16 protein-coding genes are annotated in these 20,221 nt (G+C 62.7%); 11 read left to right on the forward strand and 5 right to left on the reverse strand.

What is annotated here, in order from left to right:
* The first annotated feature begins 256 nt into the window (after positions 1–256).
* From P3C18_RS02285 to P3C18_RS02320, 8 genes are all read left to right on the forward strand, one after another.
* Complete coding sequence (locus tag P3C18_RS02285; protein ID WP_275960252.1) at positions 257–1,540, forward strand: OprD family porin; 1,284 nt, start codon at positions 257–259, stop codon at positions 1,538–1,540.
* A 178-nt stretch (positions 1,541–1,718) separates the two neighbouring features.
* Positions 1,719–2,042, forward strand: coding sequence for a metalloregulator ArsR/SmtB family transcription factor (locus tag P3C18_RS02290; RefSeq protein WP_275960253.1), 324 nt, complete (start codon positions 1,719–1,721; stop codon positions 2,040–2,042).
* On the forward strand, positions 2,042–2,473 hold the full coding sequence (locus P3C18_RS02295; RefSeq protein WP_275960254.1) for a YeeE/YedE family protein: 432 nt from the start codon (positions 2,042–2,044) through the stop codon (positions 2,471–2,473). The genes P3C18_RS02290 and P3C18_RS02295 overlap by 1 nt, the downstream gene beginning before the upstream one ends.
* A 2-nt stretch (positions 2,474–2,475) precedes the next feature.
* Positions 2,476–2,892 (forward strand): DUF6691 family protein, encoded by a 417-nt coding sequence (locus tag P3C18_RS02300; RefSeq protein ID WP_275960255.1) that lies wholly within the window; start codon positions 2,476–2,478, stop codon positions 2,890–2,892.
* A 20-nt stretch (positions 2,893–2,912) separates the two neighbouring features.
* On the forward strand, positions 2,913–3,104 hold the full coding sequence (locus P3C18_RS02305) for a DUF2892 domain-containing protein (protein ID WP_275960256.1): 192 nt from the start codon (positions 2,913–2,915) through the stop codon (positions 3,102–3,104).
* Positions 3,105–3,149: 45 nt separating this feature from the next.
* Entirely contained in the window at positions 3,150–4,013 is an 864-nt protein-coding gene (locus P3C18_RS02310) for an MBL fold metallo-hydrolase (RefSeq protein WP_275960257.1), read from the forward strand.
* Positions 4,003–5,724, forward strand: a complete 1,722-nt coding sequence (sulP, locus tag P3C18_RS02315) for a sulfate permease (RefSeq protein WP_275960258.1) — start codon at positions 4,003–4,005, stop codon at positions 5,722–5,724. The genes P3C18_RS02310 and sulP overlap by 11 nt, the downstream gene beginning before the upstream one ends.
* Positions 5,725–5,829: 105 nt before the next feature.
* Positions 5,830–7,146, forward strand: coding sequence for a PAS domain-containing methyl-accepting chemotaxis protein (locus P3C18_RS02320; RefSeq protein WP_275960259.1), 1,317 nt, complete (start codon positions 5,830–5,832; stop codon positions 7,144–7,146).
* A 35-nt stretch (positions 7,147–7,181) separates the two neighbouring features.
* On the opposite strand, the gene aguA is transcribed toward P3C18_RS02320, so the two are convergent.
* From aguA to P3C18_RS02345, 5 genes are all read right to left on the reverse strand, one after another.
* Positions 7,182–8,288 (reverse strand): agmatine deiminase, encoded by a 1,107-nt coding sequence (gene aguA, locus P3C18_RS02325; RefSeq protein WP_275960260.1) that lies wholly within the window; start codon positions 8,286–8,288, stop codon positions 7,182–7,184.
* A gap of 74 nt (positions 8,289–8,362) precedes the next feature.
* Positions 8,363–9,244 carry an N-carbamoylputrescine amidase gene (aguB, locus tag P3C18_RS02330; RefSeq protein ID WP_275960261.1) on the reverse strand — a complete coding sequence of 294 codons (882 nt, stop codon included), beginning with the start codon at positions 9,242–9,244 and terminating at the stop codon, positions 8,363–8,365.
* A gap of 302 nt (positions 9,245–9,546) precedes the next feature.
* Positions 9,547–9,756, reverse strand: a complete 210-nt coding sequence (locus P3C18_RS02335) for a ribosome modulation factor (RefSeq protein WP_275960262.1) — start codon at positions 9,754–9,756, stop codon at positions 9,547–9,549.
* A 149-nt stretch (positions 9,757–9,905) separates the two neighbouring features.
* A complete protein-coding gene (gene gshA / locus P3C18_RS02340; RefSeq protein WP_275960263.1) occupies positions 9,906–11,486 on the reverse strand; it encodes a glutamate--cysteine ligase in 1,581 nt (526 codons plus the stop codon).
* A gap of 274 nt (positions 11,487–11,760) precedes the next feature.
* Positions 11,761–14,085 (reverse strand): Tex family protein, encoded by a 2,325-nt coding sequence (locus P3C18_RS02345; RefSeq protein ID WP_275960264.1) that lies wholly within the window; start codon positions 14,083–14,085, stop codon positions 11,761–11,763.
* Between the two features lie 225 nt (positions 14,086–14,310).
* On the opposite strand from P3C18_RS02345, the gene ompR reads away from it, so the two are divergent.
* From ompR to P3C18_RS02360, 3 genes are all read left to right on the forward strand, one after another.
* Positions 14,311–15,045 (forward strand): two-component system response regulator OmpR, encoded by a 735-nt coding sequence (gene ompR / locus P3C18_RS02350; protein WP_275960265.1) that lies wholly within the window; start codon positions 14,311–14,313, stop codon positions 15,043–15,045.
* A 6-nt stretch (positions 15,046–15,051) separates the two neighbouring features.
* A complete protein-coding gene (locus tag P3C18_RS02355; protein ID WP_275960266.1) occupies positions 15,052–16,365 on the forward strand; it encodes an ATP-binding protein in 1,314 nt (437 codons plus the stop codon).
* 67 nt (positions 16,366–16,432) lie between these two features.
* Positions 16,433–20,218: an EAL domain-containing protein gene (locus P3C18_RS02360; protein WP_275960267.1), complete on the forward strand. Its 3,786-nt coding sequence runs from the start codon at positions 16,433–16,435 to the stop codon at positions 20,216–20,218.
* Positions 20,219–20,221 lie beyond the last annotated feature (3 nt).

Here is a 20,221-nt window from a genome sequence, read left to right on the forward strand (position 1 = left end):
AGAATAAAAATGAAGAGACCTGCGCCATGATTTTTACCTGTCCGCTGCTATGTCCTCATTCCCCAGCTCGCGCTGACTGCCTTCACGCGCTCACCTGATTTCGCTTATTGCACGCTCGCCTCTGGCTGCGGCAGCTATTCGCCTGCCCGGCGCCCGGCCTTGCAATAACCCCCGAATTCGGTGCGCGCCTGCCGCTTCACTGGCTGAAGACAGTACCCGCGCCGATGTGCAACCACACACAACTGGAGAACACATAATGAGAAAGACCTCCCTGGCCCTGGCCGTCGCTGCCAGCACCCTGGGCTTGTCCCTGAGCCAAGTGGCATTTGCCGATTTTATTGGCGATAGCAAAGCTACCGTCGAAGCGCGTAACTTCTACTTCAACCGTGATTTCCGTCAGGAAGGCGCTGCTCAGCACAAGCAAGAAGAGTGGGCGCAGGGCTTTATCCTGCGCGCTGAGTCGGGCTTTACCGAAGGCACCGTAGGTTTTGGTGCTGACGCCATCGGCATGTTCGGCTTCAAGCTGGATTCCGGTGACGGTACCGCTGGTAGCGGCCTGCTGGTTCCGGATCGTTCGTCCGGCGGTTCCCAGGACAATTACTCCGGTCTGGCCGTTGCAGCCAAAGCCAAGATTTCCAAAAGCACCCTGCGTGTCGGCGGTATGCAGTTCAAGAACCAGGCCATTGCCTCCAGCGACAGCCGTTTGCTGCCGCAGGTTTTCCAGGCCGGTCATCTGGTCTCCCAGGAAATCGACGGTCTGACCCTGGACATGGGTCATGTACGTGAAGTCAACGGCCGTAACTCCAATGACTATGAAGATATCGCCCTGACCACTAGCATCAATAGCCGCACAGGGGCTCTTGGTACTCGCGGTATCGCCGTTACCGGTGGTGCAACGACCGATTCATTCAGCTTCTTCGGTGGCAACTACAAGATCACCAAGGATCTGACTGCCGGCTACTACCACTCCAAACTGGAGGACATGTACAAGCAGAACTCGTTCAGCCTGGTGCACGTACTGCCACTGGCGGACAAGCAGAGCCTGAAGACCGATCTGCGTTATGCCCGCTCCACCGACGGCAGCCGCAGCAACATCGATAACAAAGCCCTGGGCGCTATGGTTACCTACGGCATTGAAGGCCACAGCTTCGGTCTGGGCTACCAGAAGATGAGCGGCGACACCGGTTTTGCCTACATCAACGGCACCGACCCGTTCCTGGTCAACTATGTGCAGATCGGTGACTTTGCCAACAAGGACGAAAAATCCTGGCAGGCGCGTTATGACTTCAACTTCGCCAGCATCGGCATTCCAGGTCTGACCTTCATGACCCGTTACCTGACCGGTGACAACGTTGAACTGGGCGCCAACCGTTCCGAAGGTAAGGAATGGGAACGCAACAGCGAGCTGATGTACGTGTTCCAGGAAGGCGCACTGAAGAACCTGGGCGTGCGTCTGCGTAACGCCACCGTGCGTTCCAACTTCGCCAACGACATCGACGAAAACCGTCTGATCGTCAGCTACACCTTGCCACTGCTCTGATTGTGGCGGCTTCAGGCCGAGCTGTTGCATCCAGCTTGGCCTGAGTGACACAAGAAACCCGGACTCTGTTCCGGGTTTTTTATCGCCTGCGATTTACCTCTGTGTGGTGTCGCGGACAGGGCTTGCTATTCAATATATAAAAGAATAGATTGTTTTTATCTTAACTGAGTTGCTTACCATGACACCTGAACATCCGCCACTCGATATCCAGCAACTGCGCGCCAATGCCGATGCGGCGGGGCAGTTGCTCAAGGCCCTGGGCAACCCGGATCGCCTGCTGTTGCTGTGTCAGCTGTCTCAGGGCGAACGCAATGTCAGCGAGCTGGAAACCCTGCTGGGTATTCAGCAGCCGACCCTGTCGCAGCAACTGGCGGTGTTGCGCCGTGAAGGGCTGGTGGCGACCCGTCGTGAGGGCAAGCAGATCTATTACTGCATCAGCAGCCCGGCCGCGCTGGCGGTGATCAATACCCTGTATCAGCTGTTCTGCGCCGGTGAGCATTGATGAGTATCGATTGGTACAACTTCACGCCCTGGAGTGCCCTGGCCGGCGGCGCGCTGATCGGTCTGGCCGCCAGCTTGTTCGCCGTAATGAATGGCCGGGTGGCCGGCATCAGCGGCCTGCTTGGCAGTTTGCTGGAGCGTGGTGAAGGCTGGGGCGAGAAGGGCCTGTTTCTGCTCGGCGTGTTGCTCGCGCCGCTGTTCTGGCAGCTGTTTACTCGTCTGCCCGAGATTCACATCGACAGCGGCTGGCTGGCGCTGATCGTTGCCGGTCTGCTGGTCGGGGTCGGCACCCGCTATGGCGCGGGCTGCACCAGCGGGCATGGCGTCTGCGGTTTGTCGCGGCTGTCACCGCGCTCTCTGGCCGCCACCTTGAGCTTTATGGTCGCCGGTTTCGTCACGGTGTTTGTCCTGCGTCATCTGCTGGGGGCTTGAACATGCGCAAGCTGATGGCGTTTCTTGCCGGGCTGATTTTTGGCATCGGCCTGCTTAGCGCAGGCATGGCCAACCCGGCCAAGGTGCTGGCGTTTCTCGACCTGGCCGGCGCCTGGGACCCATCGCTGGCCCTGGTGATGGTGGCGGCGATTGGCGTGGCATTTCTGCCGTTCAGTTGGGCGCGCGCGCAGCGCAGCAGTCTGCTCGGTGCACCGATGCAGTTGCCGGGCAAGCGTGAGCTGGATCGCCGGTTGATCGGCGGCAGCCTGTTGTTCGGTATCGGCTGGGGGATTGCCGGTATTTGTCCGGGGCCAGCCGTGGCGATTCTGTTTACCGGGCGCTGGCAGGTGTTGCTGTTTGTGGCGGCCATGCTGGTGGGAATGGTGGTGTTTGCTGCGCTGGAACGCCGGCGCGGCTAATTGATGATCGGGAGATCACTATGCAAGCAAATGTTGGCACCCTCGACCGTAGCCTGCGCATTGCCGCGGGTCTGATTCTGATTGGCTTGAGCCTGAGCGGGGTGATCGGCCTATGGGGCCTGATTGGCATCGTGCCGTTGGCCACCGGCCTGTTTCGCTTCTGTCCGGTATACCCGCTGCTGGGTATCAGCACCTGCAAGACCAAGACCTAACGCTGGAGTGCCGAGCGGCCCTTTGGCCGGTCGGCTGGAGCTGCCATGTCCCCGCTAATTCAGGCTTTTTTCGACCCTGCCAGCTCGACCTACAGCTATGTGGTCAGCGACCCGGCCACCGCGCAGTGCGCCATTATCGATTCGGTGCTGGATTACGACGCGGCCGCCGGGCGCACCGCCCACGACAGTGCCGACCGCTTGATCGCCTATGTGCGCGAGCAGAGGCTGAGCGTGCAGTGGCTGCTGGAAACCCATGTACATGCTGATCACCTTTCCGCTGCGCCCTATCTCAAGGCTGCTCTAGGCGGGCAGCTGGCAATCGGCGAGCAGATTCGCGTGGTGCAAAACACCTTCGGCAAGCTGTTCAATGCCGGCAGCGAGTTTGCTGTCGATGGCCGCCAGTTCGATCAGCTGTTCCGCGATGAGCAGGGGTTTCAGATCGGTTCGCTCAACGCCCGTGCCCTGCACACGCCAGGGCATACCCCGGCCTGTATGACCTACCTGATTGGCGATGCGGCGTTTGTTGGCGACACCCTGTTTATGCCGGATTACGGCACCGCGCGCTGCGACTTTCCCGGTGGCGATGCGCGGGCGCTGTACCGTTCGATTGCCCGGCTGTTTGCCTTGCCAGACAGCACTCGGCTGTTTATGTGCCACGATTACCTGGCGCCGGGGCGCGAGCAGCATTGCTACCAGACCACAGTGGCCGAGCAGCGCGCGCATAACGTGCATGTGCATCAGGGCGTGGGTGAAGAGGCCTTTGTCGCCATGCGTCAGGCCCGTGATGCCAGCCTGGGCATGCCGGCGCTGATGCTGCCGGCGGTACAGGTGAATATGCGCGCCGGCCATCTGCCGCCCGCTGAAGACAATGGCGTGCGTTACCTCAAGGTGCCGTTGAATGTTCTCTAGATGGCCGCTGCTGAATACCTTGCGCAGTTACGACCGCGGCCAGGCCGGTCGCGATCTGCTGGCTGCGTGCCTGGTCTGCCTGCTGCTGGTGCCGCAGGCGTTGGCCTATGCGCAGCTGGCCGGTTTGCCGGCGGTGGTGGGGTTGTACGCGAGCATTCTGCCGCTGGTGGTTTATGCCTTGATCGGCGCCAGCCCCGGCGTGGCACTGTCGTTCGGCCCGGTGGCGGTGCTGTCGTTGATGACCGCAGCGGCCTTGGCCCCAGTGGCTGCCGCCGGCAGCGCGGCTTATCTGGCGGCGGCCACCAGCCTGACCCTGCTGGTCGGCGTATTACTGCTGTTGATGGGCCTGTTGCGCATGGGCTTTGTCGCCAATTTTCTTAGTCATCCGGTGATTTCCGGTTTTGTCAGCGGCTCGGCATTGCTGATTGCCGTCAGCCAGTTCAAGCATCTATTGGGCGTGCGCGCCGACGGGCTGACGCTGTTGCAGGTGCTGCCCGCGCTGTATGCGCAGGTGCCGGCGCTGCACCTGCCGACGCTGCTGCTGGGCCTGGGTAGCCTGGTGTTGCTGATGCTGCTGCGTAATCTCGGCCTGTTCGGCTTGCCTGAAACCCTGGCGCTGCGCATCAGGCAGTTGAGTGCATTGCTGTTAATGCTGTTGGCGATGGCCCTGGGCGCTGTGCTGCAGCTGGAAGCCTATGGCGTGCGCGTGGTCGGTACGGTGGCCGCGGGTTTGCCGCCATTGGCGCTACCGAGTCTGGAGTTGGGCTTGCTGCGCGAGCTGCTGCCGGCGGCCGTGCTGATTGCCCTGGTGGGCTTTGTCGAGTCGGTGTCCATCGCCCAGAGCCAGGCGATGCGCAAGCGTCAGTCGATCAATCCTGATCAGGAACTACTCGGCCAGGGTGCGGCCAATATCGCTGCTGCTTGCAGTGGCGGTATGCCGGTCGCGGCGAGCTTTTCCCGCTCGGCGTTGGCGCTGCAAAGCAATGTCGCCACGCCGCTGGTTGGCGTGTTTGCTGCGGGGCTGATGCTGGCAGCGGTGCTCGGCCTGGCGCCGTTGCTGCAGCACCTGCCGCAGGCGGTGCTGGCCGCGAGCATTATCGTCGCCGTAGTCGGGCTGATCGATTTCGCTGGTCTGCGGCGTACCTGGCGCTACTCGCCGCAGGAAGGAATGGCGCAGCTGGCAACGCTGCTCGGCGTGCTGCTGTACGGTGTCGAGGCCGGCATTCTGCTTGGGGTAAGTCTGTCGATACTGTTGTTTCTCTGGCGTACCAGCCGGCCGCATATGGCGGTGGTCGGCCAACTGCCCGGCAGCGAGCACTTTCGCAATGTCGAGCGCTACCAGGTGGTGGAAAGCCCCAGCGTGCTGTCGCTGCGCGTCGATGAAAGCCTGTACTTCCCCAATGCGCGCTACCTGGAAGAGCGCATTGCTGCGTTGATCGCCAAGCGTGCTGGCGTGCGTCATCTGGTGCTGATGTGCTCCGGGGTTAATCAGATCGACGCCAGTGCCCTGGATAGCCTGGAGGCCATCAGCGAGCGTCTGCAGAGCGCCGGCGTGCAGTTGCACCTGGCGGAAGTGAAGGGCCCGGTGATGGATCGGCTGCTGCGCGCGGATTTTCTGCAACGCTTCGGTGGGCAGGTATTTGTCAGCCAGTACCAGGCTTTGCATACCCTTGATGCAGAAAGTACAGCGCGGGCCATGCGCTCGCAGTGAAACTGGACTAAATGTTAACCACCGCGTGTCGATACGTGGTTGAGTCAGGGATGAATTGATTGCGGTGTGCCCTGAGCAAATATTGCCCTTTCTGAGGCGCTTCATATGTTCGGATCACAGCTTCGCAGTGAGTTGCAGCAGTGCCTGGTGCAACTGGCAACCAGTCAACAGGTTATCGGGGCCATCCGACAAACCTTCGCCATGATCGAGTTCACCGCCCAGGGCGAGATTCTCGATGCCAACCCGCCATTTCTCGCCACCATGGGCTATCGCCTGGAGGAGATTCGCGGCCAGCACCACCGTATGTTCTGCAGCAAAGAGCAGGTGGCGAGTCCGGCTTATGCGCAATTCTGGCGGCGCCTGGCCGATGGCGAGAGCTTCAGTGACCGCTATATGCGCATTGCCAAGGGCGGCCGCGAGATCTGGCTGGAGGCCAGCTACCTGCCGGTGCGTGATGCCCAGGGCAAGGTCATCACGGTCATCAAGCTGGCCGCTGACATCACCGAGCGTATGCATGCCGAGCATCAGCACGGCAGCTACCTGCAGGCGATCAACCGCTCCACGGCGGTGATCGAATTCAACCTGGCCGGCGAGGTGCAGGAGGCCAATGAAAATTTCCTCAGCACCATGGGCTATCGCATTGAGGAGGTGCGTGGCGTGCATCACCGCCAGTTTTGCACCCATGAGGATGCCGCCAGTGATGAGTACCGACGTTTCTGGCAGCGCCTGAACCAGGGCGAGTTTATTGCCGACCGCTTCAAGCGCGTGGCCAAAGGCGGCCGCCTGGTGTGGCTGCGCGCTACTTATAACCCGCTGTATGACGCTGCCGGCCGCCTGTATGGGGTGGTCAAATTTGCCAGTGATATCACCAACCAGGTGGAGCACCGCGAGGCCGAATCCGCTGCCGCCCAGCTGGCTTTTGATATCGCTCGGGAAACCGATGAAAGCGCGATCAAGGGCGCTGAAACGGTCGAGGAGACTGTGCAGGTGGTGCGCGGCATCGCCGCTGAGCTGGCGCATGTTTCCGAAAATATTGGCGCTTTGAGCACCCAGTCCGAGCGTATTAGCAGCATTGTCCAAGTTATTCGCGGTATCGCCGAGCAGACCAATTTGCTGGCCCTTAATGCGGCCATTGAAGCGGCGCGTGCCGGCGAGCAAGGGCGCGGTTTTGCCGTGGTAGCGGACGAGGTGCGCAATCTGGCCGCGCGTACCAGCCAGGCGACGGTCGAGATTAACGACGTTGTGCGTCTTAACCATGACCTGGCGCTGAAGGCGGTCAGTGGCATGGATGGCAGCAAGCAGAAAACAGAACAGGGCGTACTGTTGGCCAACAAGGCGGGTGAGGTGATGCTGGAAATCCGCGATGAGGCGCAGCGCGTGGTGGATGCCATTGGGCAATTTACCCAGGCCATGCAGGACTAAGAACGCCTGACCAGTCTCTGACCAGGCGTTCGTTATCAGCGCTGTTGCGGCGCAGGTTGCTGCTGGGTGATGCAGTGGATATTGCCGCCGCCCAGCAGAATTTCGCGGCCCGGCACCATTACCACGCGGTGCTCGGGGAACAGGCGACGCAGGATTGCTTCGGCTTCGGCATCCTTGGGATCGTCGAACTTGGGCGCGATGATGCCGCCATTGACGATCAGGAAGTTGACGTAGGAGCCGGCCAGGCGGATTGATGGATCGCGCTCCTGAGTACCGGCCACCAGATCCACCCCCGCACACTCTTCATCGCTGGCATACAGCGGGCCGGGAATCGGCATCTTGTGCACGATCAGCTGACGGCCCTTGGCATCCCGTACGCTTTCCAGCACGCGCATGGCGGCCTGGCAGCGTGGGTAGTTGGGGTCAGTGGCATCGTCGGTCCAGGCCAACAGCACTTCACCGGGGCGCACGTAGCAGCAGAAGTTATCGACGTGGCCGTCAGTTTCATCATTGAACAGGCCGTCCGGCAGCCAGATCACGCTATCGATGGCCAGGTGCTCGGCCAGGTACTGCTCGATCTGCTCGCGGCTTAGGTGCGGGTTGCGGTTGGGGTTGAGCAGGCATTCCTCGGTGGTGATCAGGGTGCCTTCGCCGTCGACATGGATCGAGCCGCCTTCGAGGATCAGCTCATCGGTGCGATAACGCGCGCAGCCTTCGATCTGCAGAATCTTGCGGGCTACCTGGTCATCACGCACCCAGTTGGCGTACAGACCACCATTTAGCCCGCCCCAGGCATTGAACGCCCAGTCCACGCCGCGCACTTCGCCGCTGTTGTTGGTGACGAAGGTCGGCCCGGTGTCGCGTACCCAGGCGTCGTCGGTGGTGATTTCCACCACGCGGATATTGGCGTGGGCCAGGCGTTCGCAGGCGTTTTCATACTGGCCGGCGGACACGCACACGGTCACTGGTTCGAACTCGGCAATCGCCCTGGCCACGGCGGTGAACGCGGCTTGCGCGGGCTTGCCGCCCAGGCGCCAGTTGTCCGGGCGCTCGGGCCAGACCATCCAGGTTTGGCTGTGGCTTTCCCACTCGGCGGGCATGCGGAAACCGTCGGCGCGTGGGGTAGTCGTCAGGGTTGTCATAAATTCACCAAAACATTGAGCGGGGACGGATGGGTATCAACGCTGCGCGTCGCAACCCATCCTACGAGGCGTTTTTACTCGGAGGCCAGATGGCCGTCGAGGGTTTTTAGCGGGCCGTAGAGGTTCGGGCGGCGGTCACGGAAGCTGCCCCAGGCGCTGCGGATATGCTCCAGCTGATCCAGATCGAAGCTGTGCATCAGTACTGCCTCGTCGGTTTCGTTGGCTTCCTGCACCTTGGCGCCGAACTGGTCGGCGATAAACGACGAGCCATAGAAATTGATGTGGTAATCGCCCTGGTCTTCACGGCCGATGCGGTTGCTGGCGATCAGCGGCATCAGGTTGGCGCCGGCGTGGCCCTGCTGCACGCGCTGCCAATGGTCGCGCGAGCTGATGCTCGGGTCATGTGGCTCGCTGCCGATGGCGGTCGGGTAGAACAGAATTTCGGCACCGAGCAGCGCCATGCTGCGCGCGCACTCGGGGAACCACTGGTCCCAGCAGATGCCTACGCCGATCTTGGCGTAGCGGGTATCCCACACCTTGAAGCCGGTATCGCCAGGGTTGAAGTAGTACTTCTCGTGGTAGCCCGGGCCGTCCGGGATATGGCTTTTCCGATAAATCCCGAGGTTGCTGCCGTCGGCGTCGATGATCGCGATGCTGTTGAAGCGCGCGCGGCCGGCCAGTTCGTAGAAGCTGATCGGCAGCACCACCTGCAGCTCCTTGGCGATTTTCTGGAAGTGCAGGATCGCCGGGTTGCTCTCGGTCGGGGTGGCCAGTTGCAGATAGTCCGGGTTGGGCTTCTGGCAGAAGTACGGCGCCTCGAACAGCTCTTGCAGCAGGATGATCTGCGCGCCCTTGCCGGCGGCCTGACGCACCAAGCGCTCGGCGTTGGCGAGATTCGCAGCGGTGTCCCAGGAGCAGGCCATCTGGGTGGCGGCGACGGTAACGATACGGGGCATGGTTTGGCACCTCAAGAGCAGTTGGGGCGGTCATCTGACACTAGCAGAGGCCGGCGACTGTGCCATGCCTCGCGGGTGAGTCATGGCAGTGGACGGGCTATTTATATACGATAAAAATCGGCTTTAAAAGCAGAATATAAAGCGTTTGTCGGGTTTTTATCGATTTATATCGAATAAAAATCGAATTAATGCGCTGCGATAAAGCGAGTGCCGATCAAAGGCAAGGCGATACGCCGCCGCGCAGATTGAAGTGCTGCGGGCGTTAACGGGGTGTGCAGATGAGGGTTGGGTAGAGCGAGGGGTCAGGCGCTGTAGCGTTTGTGCAGCTCGAATTGCTCGTGGCCGTCGTCCCAGCCGGCTTCCCAGGCGGCGATCAGCACATCGGCGGCGAGCCCGCGCGGGGTGTTGGTTTGCCCAGTCAGCCCTGCCATGTAGCCCTGTTGGTAAGCTTTGTTAAGGCTTTCCAGGCTCCAGTGCTGGTCATCTTCCGTGTTGAGGTCGGCGCAGGCCATGGCGGCAGCTCGCAGTGGATTTACCCGTGCAATGCTAGCCGCATCGTCTGGGCAGGGCTGCGCCGCTGATCCCGCTTTTGCCACCGCTGGCGGTTTATGTGATGCAGTTGGCGAAATGCCGGCTGCGCGCGAGCCGGCATGCTTCGCAGTTAAACAGCTAACGCCAGAATACTGGCCTGATAGGCCGCAGCAAAGCTGTCGAAGTCGCCTTCTTCCTGGGCTTCCAGTTCGGCCTGCTCCTGCAGCGACTGGGCCGCGCTGGCCTCAAAGGCTGCCTGCTGCTCGGCGCTTAACGGTTGGCTGCGGAAGTATTCGGCGTGCAGCTTGCTCTGGCGCAGGGCGAACTCGGTAAAGCTCAGGCCCTGTTGCAGTTGCGCCAGGACCTGGGCGGACGGCGTCAGGCTGGTATCGGCGACCTTGGCCTGTTGCGCCTGCAAGGCCAGGCTGTGGGCATTGTCGCCGCAGTTCTGGTCGAGCAGCTCGGCCAGCGGGCGGATTTGTTCGAGCAACTCATCGGCCCAGGTTTGCAGCGCTACCGCTTGGCCATTGCGTTGCAGCTGCAGGCCCGGCCGGCGACCTTCCTTGACCACGGTCAGGAAGTTGTCGGTGCAGGCATGGCATTCGCGGTTTTCCAGCAGCGGGCTGTCGGCCAGCGCGCAGAACAGCAGGAAGGCGTCGAGGAAGCGCGACTCGGTCAGATCAATACCCAGCGGCAGGAAGGGGTTGATGTCCAGGCAGCGCACTTCAACGTACTGCACGCCACGGGCCATCAGCGCCTGGATCGGCCGCTCGCCGCTGTAGGTCACGCGTTTCGGGCGGATATTCGAGTAGTACTCGTTCTCGATCTGCAGGATGTTGGTGTTCAGCTGCAGCCACTCGCCATCCTTCTTCGCGCCAATGTCCACATAGGGCGGGTAGGGCGTGCCGACCGCTTGGCGCAGGCTGTCGGTGTAGCTGGCCAGGTCGTTGTAGCAGGGCGTCAGACCGGATTGGGCGGTGCTCTGGTAACCCAGGTCGCTCATGCGCAGGCTGGTGGCGTAGGGCAGGTAAAGGGTTTCTGCGTCCAGCTCCTGCAACTGGTGCGGGCGGCCGCGCATAAAGCCCTTGTGCAGCGCCGGCGAGGCACCGAACAGGTACATCAGCAGCCAGCTGTAACGGCGGAAGTTGCGGATCAGCGCGATATAGCGCGCCGACTGATAGTCCCGCGCGCTGCGCGTATCGCCTTCGGCCTGCTGCTGCAGTTGCCACAGCGCTTCCGGCAGGGAGAAGTTGTAGTGGATGCCGGCAATGCACTGCATGGTTTTGCCGTAACGCAGGGCCAGGCCCTTGCGGTAGACGTACTTGAGTTCGCCGATATGTGAGCTGCCGTAACGGGCGATCGGGATCGTCTCTTCGTCCGGCAGGGCGCAGGGCATCGACGGGCTCCACAGGTATTCGCCGTCCAGCTTGCTGTAAGCGAAGCGGTGGATCTGCTCCAGGTCGGCCAGGGTCGCTGCCGGGTCCGGTTCGGCCGGGGTGATAAATTCCAGCAGCGATTCGGAGTAGTCGGTGGTGATCTGCGTGTGGGTCAGCGCCGAGCCGAGGGCGGCCGGGTGCGGGGTCAGCGCCAGCTGGCCGTCGCCATCGACGCGCAGGCATTCGCGCTCGATACCGTGCAGGCATTGGGAAAGCAGGGAGAGGTTGGCGCGCTCGCCAAGCTGGGCCAGGCGGCGGGGTAACAGGTCGCTCAAGATTGCATTCCTTCACGCATCGGTCGCCTCAATATGGGGACGACACGCATGCTCTACAAGGGGGCGAGAAAACCGCGCTCAGCGGTCGATAGCGCTTTATAACCCGAGGCGGGTGAAGAAGGTTATAGCTGGGCGCTGTGCTTTTGCGTCAGGGCGACGCGGCAGGGCAAGGCGGGTGAGCCCGTAGGATGGGTTGAGCAACGCGATACCCATCAAGGCTGCGATGGGTATCGGTGCTGCGCCCCTCAACCCATCCTACGGGATTGGCGTTGGCCTATTTCTTCAGCTGCTTGGCATTGGCAAACAGCGCCGCCATGCCGCCGCTGGCCGGAGCCGGTTTGTCTTGGCTGGAGTGGCGTTCGCTGCGCGGTGCATTGCCGGCCGGCTTGCCGCCACGTGCACCGCCACGCGTTCCTTCGATCTTCTCGCCGGGCGTGTCGCCCATGCGCATCGACAGGGCGATGCGGTTGCGCGGGATATCGACTTCCATGACCTTGACCTTGACCACGTCGCCGGCCTTGACCGCCTCGTGCGGGTCCTTGATGAACTTCTCCGACAGCGCCGAGATATGCACCAGACCGTCCTGGTGCACGCCGATATCGACGAAGGCGCCGAAGTTGGTCACGTTGGTCACCACGCCTTCGAGCATCATGCCCAGCTTGAGGTCGTTGAGGGTTTCCACGCCTTCCTGGAACTCGGCGGTCTTGAACTCCGGGCGCGGGTCGCGGCCGGGTTTTTCCAGCTCGCTCAAGATATCGCCGATGGTTACCAGGCCGAATTTATCGTCGGTGAACTGCTTCGGGTCGAGGCGCTTGAGGAAGCCCGAATCGCCGATCAGCGAGCGGATATCACGACCGGTATCGGCGGCGATGCGCTGCACCAGCGGGTAGGTTTCCGGGTGCACGGCGGAGGCGTCCAGCGGGTTGCTGCCGTTCATCACGCGCAGAAAGCCAGCCGCCTGTTCGAAGGTCTTGTCGCCCAGGCGTGGCACCTTGAGCAGGTCGGCGCGGCTGTTGAACGCGCCGTTGGCGTCACGGAAGGCGACGATGTTCTGCGCCAGGGTGGTGTTCAGCCCGGAGATGCGCGCCAGCAGCGCGGCGGAGGCGGTGTTCACGTCCACGCCGACGGCGTTTACGCAGTCCTCGACCACCGCATCCAGCGAGCGCGCCAGCTTGAGCTGCGACACGTCGTGCTGGTACTGGCCAACACCGATGGATTTCGGGTCGATCTTCACCAGCTCGGCCAGCGGGTCCTGCAGGCGTCGGGCGATGGACACAGCGCCGCGCAGCGACACGTCCATATCGGGGAATTCCTTGGCGGCCAGTTCTGAGGCGGAATACACCGAGGCGCCGGCCTCGGACACCATGACCTTGGTCAGATTCAGGCCCGGCAACTTCTTGATCAGGTCAGCGGCCAGCTTGTCGGTCTCGCGGCTGGCGGTGCCGTTGCCTATGGAGATCAGGTCGACTGCGTGCTTGGCGCATAGCTTGGCGAGGATCGCCAGGGTGCCGTCCCAGTCGTTGCGCGGCGCATGCGGATAAACCGTGGAGGTTTCCAGCACCTTGCCGGTGGCATCCACCACTGCCACCTTGCAGCCGGTGCGCAGGCCCGGGTCCAGCGCCAGAGTGGCGCGCGGGCCGGCCGGGGCGGCCAGCAGCAGGTCGTGCAGGTTGCGGGCGAACACGTTGATCGCCTCGTCCTCGGCGGCTTCACGCAGCTCGCCGAACAGGTCGGTTTCCAGATGGGTGTAGAGCTTGACCTTCCAGGTCCAGCGCACCACTTCACCCAGCCATTTATCGGCGGCGCGGCCACGGGCACTGATGCCGAAGCGCTCGCCGATCATGCCTTCGCACGGATGCATGGCTCCTGGGATTTCCTCGCCGACTTTCAGGCTGGCGCTGAGGATGCCCTCATTACGCCCGCGGAAAATCGCCAGGGCACGGTGCGAAGGTGCGCCCTTGAGCTTTTCGTCGTGTTCGAAGTAATCACGGAACTTGGCGCCTTCGTTCTCTTTGCCGGCGACTACGCGGGCGCTGAGGATGGCGTTGTCCTTGAGGTGGCTGCGCAGGCTGGCCAGCAGGTTGGCGTCTTCGGCGAAGCGCTCCATCAGGATGTATTTGGCGCCTTCAAGCACGGCCTTGACGTCGGCAAAGCCTTTTTCGGCGTCGATAAAACGCTCGGCCTCACTTTCGGGATTCAGGGTTGGGTCGTTGAACAGTGCGTCGGCCAGCTCGCCGAGGCCGGCTTCCAGGGCGATTTGGCCCTTGGTGCGGCGCTTCTGTTTGAACGGCAGGTACAAGTCTTCCAGGCGGGTCTTGGTTTCAGCCAAGTTGATCTCGCGGGTCAGCTCCGGGGTCAGCTTGCCCTGCTCCTCGATGCTGGCGAGGATGCTGGCGCGACGCTCGTCGAGTTCGCGCAGGTAACGCAGGCGCTCTTCCAGGTTGCGCAGCTGGGTGTCATCCAGGCTTCCGGTGACCTCTTTACGGTAGCGCGCGATAAACGGCACGGTGGAGCCTTCATCGAGCAGCGCCACGGCGGCGGCGACCTGTTGCGGGCGTACGCCCAGTTCTTCGGCGATGCGGTTGTTGATGCTGAGCATATAAAAAGCTACCCACACTGAAACGAAAAACCGGCCACGCAGACCACGGGCCAGACACGAAAGCCGCGCATTATAAACACTGCCCGGCAGCGCACCGGGAACCAGTCGGGGAAAAATCTGCTAACAATGGGCTGCACGTCGGTTGCGGCTCCTGAGCCATAATGCCGGCCATTGCACACTGCCAGCGCGTCCGCGCCCGGCGGATGCCCGGACAAGGAGCCCTGAATGAGCAGCACTGCACTTCCCGCTGAAGGCGAAAAAATCCTTATCGTTGACGACGACGCCCGCCTGCGTCGCCTGCTTGAGCGCTTTTTTGACGAGCAGGGCTACCGCGTGCGTGCGGTGGAAAACGTCGAGCAGATGGACCGTCTGCTGGCCCGCGAGCTGTTCAATCTGGTGGTGCTCGACCTGATGCTGCCGGGCGAGGACGGCCTGTCCGCCTGCCGCCGCCTGCGCGAGGCGAACAACCAGGTGCCGATCATCATGCTCACCGCCAAGGGCGATGAGGCCAGCCGCATTCAGGGTCTGGAGCTGGGCGCCGACGATTACCTGGCCAAGCCGTTCAACCCGCGCGAGCTGCTGGCGCGGATCAAGGCCGTACTGCGCCGCCAGGCCCCGGTAGTACCGGGCGCGCCGGGTAGCGAGGACGAAAGCGTGAGCTTTGGCGAGTACGAGCTGAGCCTGGCCACCCGCGAGCTGAAGAAGGGTGATGAGGTGCATATGCTCACCACCGGCGAGTTCGCCGTGCTCAAGGCGCTGGTGCAACACGCCCGCGAGCCGCTGACCCGCGACAAGCTGATGAACCTGGCCCGTGGCCGCGAGTGGGACGCCCTGGAGCGCTCTATCGACGTACAGATTTCCCGCCTGCGCCGGCTGATCGAGCCGGACCCGTCCAAGCCGCGCTATATCCAGACGGTCTGGGGCGTGGGTTATGTGTTTGTGCCGGACGGTAATAAATAGATCTTGATGAAAACCCCTCTCTGGTTCCCGCAAAGTTTCTTCGCCCGCACGCTGTGGCTGGTGCTGATCGTGGTGCTGTTCTCCAAGGCGCTGACCCTGGTTTATCTGATGATGAACGAGGATGTGCTGGTCGACCGTCAGTACAGCCATGGCGCGGCGCTGACCCTGCGCGCCTATTGGGCGGCGGACCCGGAAGACCGCGCCACCATCGCCGAAGCCGCCGGGCTCAAGCGCGTGCCGCACGAGCAGGTGCCGGCCACCGAGCAACACTGGCCGTATAGCGAGATTTTCGCTCGGCAGATGCAGACCGAACTGGGCCCGGACACCGAAGTGCGGGTACGCGCCAAGAGCCCGCCGGCGCTCTGGGTGCATGCGCCGGCGCTGGGTGAGGACTGGCTGCGGGTGCCGCTGTATCCGCATCCACTGCGTGGGCAGAAGATCTGGAGTGTGCTGGGCTGGTTCCTGGCGATTGGTCTGCTGTCGACGGCGGCGGCGTGGATTTTCGTTCGTCAGCTCAGCGCGCCCTTGAATCGCCTGGTGTTTGCCGCCCGGCAGATCGGTAAGGGCCGCAGCGTGCGCCTGCCAGTGGGCGATACACCGAACGAGATGGCCGAGGTGTACCGCGCCTTCAACCAGATGGCCGAAGACGTCGAACAAGCAGCGCGTGAGCGTGAACTGATGCTCGCCGGGGTGTCGCACGACCTGCGTACGCCACTGACTCGCCTGCGCCTGTCCATGGAGTTTCTCCACACCGACTCGGAGCTGACCGAGGACATGGTCCGTGATATCGAGGACATGGATGCAATCCTTGACCAGTTCCTCGCCTTTATCCGCGACGGCCGTGACGAGCCGTTGGAGCAGCTCGACCTGCGCGAGCTGATCAGCGAAGTGGTCGCGCCCTACAACCAGAAGCAGGAAATGGTGCGCCTGTGCATGGAGCCGGTGCCCGCTTTCCCGTTGCGCCGGGTGTCGCTCAAGCGGCTCCTGGTCAACCTGATCGAAAATGCCCTGCGTTACGGCGGCAATGCGGTGGAAGTGGCGGTGTCCCTGTCTGGCGACCACAGCGCGCCTTATGTGGTGCTGAGTGTGCTGGACCGTGGCGCGGGCATTGATCCGGCCGAGTTGGGCAGCATCTTCAACCCCTTTATCCGTGGCGACCGCGCCCGTGGCGGCCAGGGCGCCGGGTTGGGCTTGGCCATCGTCAAGCGCATCGCCGCCTTGCACGGCGGCAGCGTCGAATTGCGTAACCGCTCCGGCGGTGGCCTGGAAGCTCGGGTTTGCCTGCCGTTGGGGCTGCTGTTGCCGCGCGACGCGGTCTAGAGGGCACTGGCATACTGTCATCACTGCGCTGAACTATGCTTTATCAGCGCGATGACATGAGGTCAGCATGCCTGCAGTTCCCCACCGCCTCTCACCATGGACCTGGTTGCTGCCGCTGCCATTGCTCCATCTGGCCACCTGGCTTTCCCTGGCGACCCAGTTCACCGATGGGGCGGCGCTGTGGTACCCACCGTTTGCCCTGGCGCTGGTGTTTGCCCTGTGGTGGGGGCCGCGCGTATTGCTTGCGGTGTACCTCAATGCCGCGTTGTCGATTCCGTTGTGGGGCCTGGAATGGCAGTGGGCGCCGCTCTATGCCCTGCCGGAAACCCTCGGTGTAGCACTGGCCTGGCTGTTGCTGCGGCAGCGGCCGTTTGATCCGGCGTTGCCCGACCTCAGTCATTTGCTGCGTTTTATGCTGCTTGGCGTGCTGCTGCCGATTGTGCCCATGTCGCTGGGGGTGCAGGGCAATCTCTGGTTGTTTGGTCATGCGCCGCTGGAGGAGCTGCCCTCGGGCAGCATGACCCTGTGGCTGGCCGATAGCCTTACCGCCCTGGCCATCGCCATCCCCTTGCTGGTGTATCTGACCCCATTACTGCGGCGCCACGGCTGGTTGGCTGGGCCCGTACACAGCGGCTGCGAGCAGGTGCCCGAGGTGCTGCGCCAGTTGCCGCCCTGGCCACTGCTGGTGCTGCTGTTGATCGGCATGCCATGGCTCCTTGGGGTGTTGCCACTGACCCTCAATCTGCCGCTGATTGGCGTGATGATGCTGGGTCTGGCGTTGGTCTGGGGTTTTGCCGGCGGCCTCTGTGGTGCGGTGCTCAGCGTATTGATGGTGTTGATCCTGCCGCTGCTGCGCGGCCTGGTTAATAGTGCGGCCTGGCTCGACCCGCAACGCATGGAGCTGCACTTCAGCGTGCTGCTATTTATGCTCGCCACCCTGCTGGTGGGGCGCAGCCTGAGCGACTTGCGCCAGGCGCTGGCGCGCAGTGCGCAAATGCAGCAGCAACTGGCCCTGGCCAATCTGGCGCTGGAGGCCAGCCCTCTGGGGGTGATCATTGCTGATGCGCGCCAGCCGGCGTTGCCGCTGATCTACTGCAACCCGGCCTTCGAGCAGATTACCGGCTACAGCCGCGAGGAGGCCCTGGGCAACAACTGGAATTTCCTGCTGCGCGATGACCAGCAGCAACAGGGCTTGAGCCGCTTGCAGCAGGCCGTGCGCGAGGGCATAGGCTGCGATGTGGTGCTGCGTAACTACCGCAAGAACGGCCAGCAATTCTGGAACGAATTTACCCTGGCGCCGATGCGCGATGACCAGGGCATCAGCCATTTTGTCGCCCTGCAGAGCGATGTCACCGCCCGCGAGCAACTGGCCACCCAGGTGCGCTCACAGAGCGACGAGTTGCTCAAACAGAGCTATCTGTTCAGCCAGACCGAGCACATCGCCAACCTCGGCGGCTGGGTGCTAAACCTGCCAGAGCAGGATATGGACTGGAGCGCCGGCTGCTTTCGTATCTATGAGCTGGACCCGAAAAACGGCACGCCTAACCTCAATGGCGCACTGAGTTACCTGGATGCCAGCGGCCGCGTGCTGGCCGAACAGGTGTTGCAGCAGCTGATCGATGGGCTGGAGCAATTCGATATCGAGGTGCGCCTGCTTACCGCCAAGGGCAAGACGCGTTGGCTGCGTATCCGCGGCATCACCGAGCGCGACGGCGCCGAGTTGGTGCGCGTATATGGCGCGTTGCAGGATGTCAGCGCGCGTAAATACGCCGAACAGCAACTGCGCGAACGGGATGAGCGCCTGCGTCTGTTCTTCGAGGCGCCGCTGATCGGTATGGCCCTGACCAGCCCGAACTTTGCCTGGGAGGAGGTCAACCACAAGCTCTGCAGCATTCTCGGGCGTTCGCGCGAACAGCTGCTGGCGTCGAGCTGGGAAGAGCTGTCGCTGGAGGACGACCTGCACAACGAGCTGCCGCTGCTCGACCAGGTGCTCAGCGGCCGCCGTGAAGGTTTTGAGCTGGAAAAACGCTTTCGCCGCGCCGACGACAGCCTGGTGCATACCCGCGTCAGCCTGCGCGCGGTGCGTCACAGCACCGGCCGGGTGCGCATGTTCCTGCTGCTGGTGGAAGACATCAGCGAGCGCCTGCAGGCCGAGGCGCGCTACCGCACCATTGTCGAGAATGCGCCCGAGGCGATCATGCTGTTCGATCTGCACGGCACGCTGGTCGAGTGCAATGACAACGCCTTGCGCCTGCTGCGTTACAGCCGTGAAGAAATCGCCAGCAAGCGCGTGTTTGATCTAAGCCCGAGCAAGCAGGCGGACGGCCAGCTGACCGCCGAGCTGGGCCAGGTCTATCTGCAACGGGCGATGTCCGGCGAGGCGCCAGTATTCGACTGGCTGCACCGCGACAGCAAGGGCCGGCAGATTCCTTGCGAGGTGCGCCTGGTGCGCATGCCCGGTGAACCCGTACTGATTCGCGGCAGCGTCACCGATATTTCCGAGCGTCAGCGTTATCAGCGCGAAATCGAGCGGCTGGCCTTCAGTGATGAACTCACCGGCCTGCCCAATCGGCGTTTGCTGCTCGACCGTCTGCAGCACGCGATGGACCGCGAGCAGCGCGAAAATACCCTGGGCGCGCTGCTGTTTATCGACCTCGATCACTTCAAAACGGTCAACGACAGCCTCGGTCATCTGGTCGGCGATGGCCTCCTGCGTGAGGTTACGGCGCGCCTGGCCAGCGGCTTGCGCGCCGAAGACACCCTGGCGCGAATGGGTGGCGACGAGTTTGTGGTGCTGCTCGAAGGGCTCGACAGCAACCCGCAACTGGCGGCGGAGGCGGCAGCAGTCACTGCAGAAAAACTGCTGAAAAGCCTGGTCGGCACCTGCTGGATTGACGGTCATGAGCTGTCGATCAGCGCCAGCATCGGCATCGCCCTGCACCCTTTCGGCAGTCAGGTGGCCGCCGACGTGCTGAAACAGGCGGACACCGCCATGTACCGGGCCAAGCAGGGCGGGCGCAACGCCTTGCACTTCTTCGCCCCGGAGATGCAGGCGGCCATCGATCAGCGCTTGCAGATGCAGAGCGAGCTGCGCCAGGCGGTGCAGCGCAACCAGCTGTATCTGGTGTTTCAGCCGCAATTGGCGCTGGCCACCGAGCGCATTGCCGGCGCGGAAGTGCTGCTGCGCTGGGTGCATCCGGAGCGCGGCGAAGTGATGCCCGGCGACTTTATCCCGCTGGCTGAAGAGACCGGCTTGATCGAGGAGCTCGGTGCCTGGGTGCTGGAACAGGCCTGCGCGGCATTAGCGCGCTGGTTACCGCAGTGGCCGCAGCTGGTGCTGGCGGTCAACCTGAGCCCGCGCGAGCTGCGCCAACGCAGTTGTGTGGCGCGCATCAGCGAGTGCCTGCAGCGCCATCAGGTGCCAGCCACGGCGCTGGAGCTGGAAATCACCGAAGGCGTGCTGCTTGAGGAGGTTGAGCAGTGCATCAGCAATATGCAGGCGCTCAAGGCGCTGGGCGTGCGTTTCGCCATCGATGATTTCGGCACCGGCTACTCCTCGCTGACTTACCTCAAGCGTCTGCCGCTGGATCGTCTGAAGATCGACCGCAGCTTTACCTGGGACATGGACGGTGAAGACGGCAGCGGCCTGATGCTGGTGCAGACCATTCTGGTGATTGCCCGCAACCTGGGCCTGGAATGCGTGGCCGAAGGTATCGAAAGCCAGTGGCAACTCGATTGTCTGCGTCAGCATGGCTGTTCGCTGGGGCAGGGCTATCACTTCAGTCGGCCGCTGAAGGAAGCGGATTTTCAGGCCTGGATGCAGCAGCATCAGGACCCTCCGCCACTTTTGTGAGGC

This window comes from Pseudomonas sp. 1928-m (genome assembly GCF_029269135.1).
In the GTDB taxonomy this organism is placed as follows: Bacteria; Pseudomonadota; Gammaproteobacteria; order Pseudomonadales; family Pseudomonadaceae; genus Aquipseudomonas.